This is a genomic window from Sphaerisporangium sp. NPDC049002, from assembly GCF_040649355.1.
Lineage (GTDB): Bacteria > Actinomycetota > Actinomycetes > Streptosporangiales > Streptosporangiaceae > Sphaerisporangium.
In genome coordinates this window covers 1-7070 of the sequence record NZ_JBEZFH010000291.1, presented here as the reverse complement: position 1 = coordinate 7070, position 7070 = coordinate 1, and the positions used below count along the sequence as shown (strand labels likewise).

Below are 7070 nucleotides of genomic sequence, written 5' to 3'. Positions count from 1 at the left end.
CAGGCCGGACAGCTTGCAGGTCACGTTGGGCGACTCGGCGATGGCCTTGATCCCGCTCGCCCACGGCTCGGTGGCGCCCGACGCGATCGGCCACCTGCTCGGGGCTCGCGGTGCCGGCGAGCACGTTGGACAGCAGCACCCGGTTGTACGGCCCCCGGGTCTCGGCGCCGAACACGGTGATCTGGATGCTCCTGTCCAGCGCGCGCACCTCACTGGCCAGCCGCGCGCCGGCCATGCCGTTGCCGACGACGACGAGCCTCACGCGCACCGCCCCCGCTCGACGCGCACGGCGCAGACCTTGAACTCCGGCATCCGGGACACCGGGTCCAGTGCGGGGTTGGTGAGGCGGTTGGCGCCCTCCCAGTGGAAGGGCATGAACACCGTGTCGCGGCGGATGCCGGGGGTGACCCTGGCGACGGCCTCGGCGGAGCCCCTGCGGCTGGTCACCCTGACCAGGTCGCCGGGCGCCACCTCCAGGCGTTCGGCGAGGTCCGGGTGGAGCTCCACGTACGCCTCGGGGGCCGCCTCGTTCAGCGCGGCGATCCTGCGGGTCTGCGCGCCGCTCTGGTAGTGCGCGAGGACGCGGCCCGTGGTCAGGTAGTACGGGTAGTCGTCGTCGACGTCCTCGGCCGCGGGGCGGTGGTCCACGGGCACGAACCTGGCCCGCCCGTCCGGCGTCGGGAACCCGTCGAGGAACGGTCGCGGCGTGCCCGGGTGGTCCTCGGAGGGGGCGGGCCAGAAGACGCCGGTCTCGGCGGCGATGCGCTCGTAGGTGATGCCCGAGTAGTCGGCGACCCCGCCCGCGCTCGCCCGGCGCAGCTCGTCGAACACCACGCCCGGGTCGCCGGAGAAGCCCTCCCCCCGGCCGAGCCTCCGGGCCAGGCCGGAGAGGATCGCCAGGTCGCTCCGCACCCCCGAGGGCGGAGCGACGGCCTGGCGGCGCAGCAGGACCCTGCCTTCCAGGTTGGTCATCGTGCCGTGCTCCTCGGCCCACTGGGTGGTGGGAAGCACGACGTCGGCCATCGCGGCGGTCTCCGACAGCACGAAGTCGGAGACCACGAGCAGGTCCAGCGCGGCGAGCCGCTCGGTCACGTGGGTCGCGCGCGGCGCCGACACCACCGGGTTGGAGCCGAACACCAGCAGGGCCCGTGCGCCCCCGGCGGTGCCGAGGGTGTCGAGCAGCTCGTACGCCGAACGGCCGGGCCCGGGAAGCTCGCCGGGGTCGATCCCCCAGACCCCGGCGACGTGCGCGCGGGCGGCGGGGTCGGCGATCGAGCGGTAACCGGGGAGCTGGTCGGCCTTCTGGCCGTGCTCGCGCCCGCCCTGGCCGTTGCCCTGGCCGGTGACGCAGCCGTACCCGGAGCCGGGACTCCCGGGCAGGCCGAGCGCGAGGGCCAGGTTGATGAACGCGGTCACCGTGTCGGCGCCCTTGGCGTGCTGCTCCGCGCCCCTGCCGGTGAGGATCATCGCCGTGCCAGCCCCGGCGAGGAGCCGGACGGCCTCGCGCATCCGGGCCACCGGCACGCCGGTGACCCGCTCGGCGCGCTCGGGCCACCACGACGCCACCGACGCCCGGACCTCCTCGAACCCGGTCGTGCGGGCGGCGATGTAGCCGAGGTCGGCGTGGCCCTCGGTGATCGCGATGTGCAGCAGCGCCAGGGCGAGGGCCAGGTCGGTGCCCGGGGTGACCTGGAGGTGCAGGGTGGCCCGCCGGGCCGTGCGGGTGGCCCTTGGGTCGACGACGATGAGGGTGTGACGCAGGTGCCGCAGGAACGGCGGCATGGTCTGGGCGACGTTGCCGCCGACCATCATCACCGCGTCTGCCGCCGCGACGTCGGTGATGGGGAACGGCAGGCCCCGGTCCATCCCGAACGCGCGGTTGGAGGCCGCCGCCGCGGACGACATGCAGAAGCGGCCGTTGTAGTCGATCTGGCTCGTTCCGAGCGCCACCCGGGCGAACTTGCCGAGCTGGTAGGCCTTCTCGTTGGTGAGGCCGCCGCCCCCGAACACCGCCACCGCGTCGCGGCCGTGCCCGGCCTGGATGCCGCGTACGGCCGCGGCGACGCGGTCGAGCGCGTCGTCCCAGCTCACCGGCTCAAGCGGGCTCGTACGGCTCGCGCGGGCGAGCGGCGTGGTGAGACGGTCGCCGCCTGCCAGCAGCTCACCCGCGGTCCATCCCTTCTGGCAGAGCGCTCCGGCGTTCGCCGGGACGTCGTGCCTCGGGGTGATCGTGATCGTGCCGCCCGGTGCCTCGCCGGTCCCCCCGCTGACGTTCATGCCGCACTGCAGCGCGCAGTACGGGCAGTGCGTCGCCTCTCCCCTGTGGACCGGCGACATCACAGGCGCCGGCGGGGAAAGTGAGATCAGCATGGATCCGATGGTGCTTTCAGGCCGTTTCACCGTTGGGTCCCTCCTGTTACCTCTGTGCTACAAGCCGCCAACCGTGTTCACATCCGGAGCGGATCTCCTGTGCGCACATCGCCGCGACCGTCCCCGTGAGGGATCGCGCTCAGACGCGGGCCGAGGCGAGGCTGGGCGCGAGCCGGGCGCCCACCGTGCGCAGGTAGCAGAACCACGTCAGCGCCGCGCAGGCGGCGTAGAAGCACGCGAACGCGACGAGGGCGGCGCCCGCGCCGCCCGTCGCCGCGATGGAGGTGCCGAAGCCCCGGTTGATGAAGAACCCGCCGAAGGCGCCCACGGCCGAGATGATCCCGATGGCGGCCGAGCTGTCGCGCCTGCCGGCCGCCACGGCGGCGGCGAGCGCCGCCTCGTCCCCGGCAAGGGCGCCCTCGACCGCCTTGGCCTTGAAGATCGCGGGGATCATCCGGTACGTCGAGCCGTTGCCCACCCCCGTCAGCGCCACCAGCAGCAGGTAGGCGCAGAAGAAGAGGGTGAAGCTGTTCGCGCCCAGCCCGAAGGCGACCAGCGCTATGGCCACCACCATCGCGGCGAAGTTCCCGAGCGTGACCCGCGCCCCGCCGAGCCGGTCGGACAGCCGCCCGCCCAGGGGCCTGACCAGCGAGCCGACCAGCGCCCCGAGGAAGGCCCAGGTGACGGCCGAGGCGTGCCCGGGGAACTGGCTCTTGATGAGCAGCGGGAAGGCGGTGGTGTAACCGATGAACGAGCCGAACGTCCCGATGTAGAGCAGCGACATGATCCAGGTCTGGGCCCTGCCGGCGATCTTGAGCTGCTCCCTCGCGCTCGCCTTGGCGGAGGTGAGGTTGTCCATGAAGAAGAACGCGCCGGCGGCGGCGACCACGATGAACGGCACCCAGAACAGCCCCGCCGCCGCCAGCCCGAACCCGGTGATCACCAGCGGCATGGCGAGCTGCACGGAGCTGACTCCGACGTTGCCGCCCGCGGCGTTCAGGCCGAGCGCCCACCCCTGCTTCCGCTCGGGGTAGAAGTAGGTGATGTTGGCCATGCTGGAGGCGAAGTTGCCGCCGCCGAGACCGGCGGTGGCCGCGATGAGCAGGAAGGCCCAGTACGGTGTCGCGGGGTCGCCCACCGCCACGGCCAGCAGCACGGCGGGCACGAGCAGCAGCAGGGCGCTCACCACGGTCCAGTTCCTGCCGCCGAACTTGGCGGGCGCGAACGTGTAGGGCAGGCGCAGCGCCGACCCGACCAGGTTGGGCAGCGAGACCAGCCAGAACAGCTGGTCGGTGGAGAAGCGGTAGGCGCCGAGCTTGACGGCGACGATGCTCCAGACGGTCCACAAGGTGAAGCCCAGATGCTCGGCCAGGATCGAGAACACCAGGTTCCTGCGGGCGACGCCTTTGCCTCGGCTCTCCCAGAAGCCCGGGTCGTCCGGGTTCCAGTCGGTTATCCAGCGACCCTTCGCCGGTACGGTCCGCGCAGCCTCCGCCACCGTCACGGTTCCTCCTGTTTTCTTCAGAATCGGGAGGTCCGAACGTACCGGAAAAGATCACACCGTCTGACGACGGTTGTCAGATATCGGCGTTACGTCTGACGCACGGGCGGAACTCGTGATCTACAGGTATCACGGCGGCAACATGGATTTAACAAAGATTGCCTGCCGGGCAGACCGGGAACCCCTCTGGGGAACATTCCACAAATGACCCCCAGGAGCGGGCATGACCAGCGTCCAGCCGATCAGGCTCTTCGCCGACCCGGTGCTCCGCACCGTCGCCGATCCGGTCAGGGAGTTCGACCGCTCCCTGCGCGAGCTGGTCAAGTCACTCCAGGCCACCACGCGTGCCGGGGCCGGCCGCGCCGGACTCGCCGCGCCGCAGATCGGCGTGCCGCTGCGCGTGCTGGTCTTCGAGGTCGACGGCAGGTCGGGCCACCTGGTGAACCCCCGCCTTGAGGCGTCCGGGCGCACCGTCGTCGCCGACGAGGCTTGCCTGTCGGCCCCCGGCATCTGGTGGCCCCTGGAGCGTTCCTACTCCGTGGTCGCCCGGGGCCGCGACATGCACGGCAAGCCCGTCACCGTGCGCGCGCTCGGCATGCTGGCCCGGGTGCTCCAGCACGAGGTGGACCACCTCGACGGCGTCCTGTTCAGCGACCGCCTCCCCGCCGACGAGCAGGAGCGCTTCCGGGCGGCGATGGCCTAGGACGGCCGTAGGCGCCTCCTTCCCCGCCGGCCACGACGGGACGGCCCGGCATTCTCCGGACTCTGGCACACCTTGATTCTTTATGTGGTATGTCCCTTTTTTCCGGCAACGAGCGTTCTGTGTCCATGTGGGGGGGTAGGGCACTCGACGATTCGGCAGGCCGGAGAAGGAGGACATTGTGACAGGCGGATTGAAGGTTGCCCTGGCCGTCGCACTCGGCTACTTCCTCGGCCGGCATCGCCGGTTCAAGCTGGCGGTCGCCCTCGGCGTGGCGGGAGCCACGGGCCGGCTGGGCGGGGCCCGGGGGAACCTGCTGGAGCAGGGACTCAAGCTGGTCAGCTCCTCTCCCGAGCTGGAGAAGATCATCAGCAGTGTCCGGGGCGAGCTGTTCGAGGCCGGGAAGGCCGCGGCCAAGGCCACCGCGAGCAGGCAGGTGGGCTCGCTGAGCACCAAGCTGCAGCAGCGGGCGGAGTCCCTGCAGCACGCGGCCAACGTCGCCGCGGGCCTGGAGGAAGCCGCGGGCGCCACGACCGGAGCCGCGGCCGGTGCCGCCGAGGGCGTCACGAAGACCGCGAGAGGCGGGGTCAGGGGCCTTCGGGACAGGGCGGCCGGTGGGGTGCGCGCCGCTCGCTCCCGCGTGCGCCCACCCGCCGAGGAGGAAGAGGAAGAGCCCTACGAGGACGAGTACGACGAGTACGAGGACGAAGACGAGGAGTACGAAGAGGAAGCACCCCCGAGGCGTGCGGCGGCCGAAGGCCGCGGCAGGCCGGCCGGACGCGGAGCAGGGGAGCGCCTGGACGACGAGGAAGAAGAGGACGAGGAGCCCGGGCCGCGTGGTCACGTGATGCGTGACCAGCCGCCGCCGCGTTCCCGTCCCATTCGCCGGAACCGGGGGTGACCTCCATGGCGGACAAGGACAAGGCGGGAGCGGCCGGAGGGCTGCTCAGCCCGATCAAGCACCAGCTACGCGGCATAGCCGGCATCGCGGGCAAACTGGCGCTCGCCGCGGCGAAGCGCAAGGTCGAGCAGACCACCACTCGGCTGACCGGCATCGCCGAGGGCGGCGGGCTTCGCACTCTCGGCCAGCTCGCCGGCGCGGAGGGCGGCACGGGAAGGTTCAAGGGCCTGGCCAAGATGGCCTGGGGCGGCCTGAAGAAGAAGCTGGGCTTCGGCGGCGGCAAGGGGAAGAAGTTCAAGTTCCTCAACATCGTCGAGTCGCTGGATGTCGGCGCCCCGATCCGGTTGACCTACAACCAGTGGACGCAGTTCCAGGACTTCCCGAGCTTCATGAAGAAGGTCGAGAAGGTCGTGCAGGACAGCGACGAGAAGCTCACCTGGCAGGCCAAGATCATCTGGTCACGCCGGACCTGGGAGTCCACGATCAGCGAGCAGGTCCCCGATGACAAGATCATCTGGCGGTCGAAGGGCGCCAAGGGTTACGTCGACGGGACGGTGACGTTCCACGAGATCACCCCCGACCTGACGCGGATCCTGATGGTCCTTGAGTACCACCCCAAGGGCTTCATGGAGCACATCGGCCTCCTCTGGCGCGTACAGGGCCGCCGCGCGCGCCTGGAGTTCAAGCACTTCCGGCGGCACGTCATGACCGAGTCTCTGCTGACCCCGGACGAGGTCGAGGGCTGGCGCGGCGTGATCCACGAGGGCGAGGTCGTCAAGGACCACGAGACCGCCCTCCGCGAGGAGCAGGAGCGGGAGCGGGAGGAGCGGCCCGAGGAAGGCGAGCACGAAGGCGAAGAGGCCGAGGCCGAGCCCGAAGAAGGCGAGGAGGCCGAGCCTGAGGCGGAAGCCGAAGAGGGCGAGCAGGCGGAGGCCGCCGGGCCCGAGGAAGCGGAAGAGGAAGAGGGCGCCGAGGAGCCCCGTGAACGGCGCCACCGCCCCTGGAGCAGGCGCGGCGAGCGCCCGGAGCGTCCCGGACGCGCCGTCCCGGCGGAGGAAGGGGAACCACGGGCACGACGGCGCAGGCCGGAGCCCGCCGAGGCCCGGAGGCGCAGGCCCGAGAGCGGCGAGCCCGGCGAGCCGCCCGCCAGGCGGCGCAGGCCCGAGACCGCCGAAGGCGAGGAGCCCGCTCCCCGGCGGCCCCGCCGCGAGCCCGAACCCCGGGGCCGATGAGATGACCGGCCATTCCTCAGGCACCGAGACCAAGGAGCTCAGCGTATGACCATCGTGCAGCCCTCAGGGGGCGGAGCGGCCGGGCGGTCGTCTTCGGGCGGCGGACTGGCCGACGTCATCGACACGATTCTCGACAAGGGCCTCGTCATCGACGTCTACGTCAGCGTCGCCCTCGTAGGCATCGAACTGCTGACCATCAACGCGCGCGTCGTCGTCGCCAGCGTGGACACCTACCTGCGGTTCGCCCAGGCGGTGAACCGGCTGGACCTCTCGGAGGGCCAGAAGGGGCTTCCCGAGCTGATGCAGGACATGACGCAGGGCGTCGCCAAGTCGAAGACCAAGGGCATCGCGCAGGGCGCTCTGGAG

At 71.5% G+C, this 7070-nt stretch carries 6 protein-coding genes and 1 pseudogene; 4 read left to right on the top strand and 3 right to left on the bottom strand.

The genetic code is table 11. The features are described from left to right. The 3 genes from AB0B89_RS33525 to AB0B89_RS33515 all read right to left on the bottom strand — a co-directional run. Window positions 1-262 (bottom strand): FAD-dependent oxidoreductase (locus AB0B89_RS33525; RefSeq protein WP_358560832.1); only part of this gene is annotated, 262 nt, incomplete at its 3' end. Continuing rightward, window positions 259-2370: a molybdopterin oxidoreductase family protein gene (locus AB0B89_RS33520; protein WP_358560829.1), complete on the bottom strand. Its 2112-nt coding sequence runs from the start codon at window positions 2368-2370 to the stop codon at window positions 259-261. The genes AB0B89_RS33525 and AB0B89_RS33520, both read right to left, overlap by 4 nt. Window positions 2371-2509: 139 nt before the next feature. Beyond that, window positions 2510-3874, bottom strand: a complete 1365-nt coding sequence (locus AB0B89_RS33515; protein ID WP_358560827.1) for an MFS transporter — start codon at window positions 3872-3874, stop codon at window positions 2510-2512. A gap of 220 nt (window positions 3875-4094) precedes the next feature. Here AB0B89_RS33515 and def point away from each other — a divergent pair, with 220 nt between their 5' ends. The 4 genes and pseudogenes from def to gvpJ all read left to right on the top strand — a co-directional run. Continuing rightward, window positions 4095-4574: a peptide deformylase gene (def, locus tag AB0B89_RS33510; RefSeq protein ID WP_358560824.1), complete on the top strand. Its 480-nt coding sequence runs from the start codon at window positions 4095-4097 to the stop codon at window positions 4572-4574. Window positions 4575-4752: 178 nt separating this feature from the next. Then, a complete protein-coding gene (locus tag AB0B89_RS33505) occupies window positions 4753-5472 on the top strand; it encodes a hypothetical protein (RefSeq protein WP_358560821.1) in 720 nt (239 codons plus the stop codon). 5 nt (window positions 5473-5477) lie between these two features. Next, window positions 5478-6704 (top strand): SRPBCC family protein, encoded by a 1227-nt coding sequence (locus tag AB0B89_RS33500; protein WP_358560818.1) that lies wholly within the window; start codon window positions 5478-5480, stop codon window positions 6702-6704. A gap of 45 nt (window positions 6705-6749) precedes the next feature. Further along, a pseudogene (gvpJ, locus tag AB0B89_RS33495) lies at window positions 6750-6959 on the top strand (gas vesicle protein GvpJ); the annotation flags it as partial. Window positions 6960-7070 lie beyond the last annotated feature (111 nt).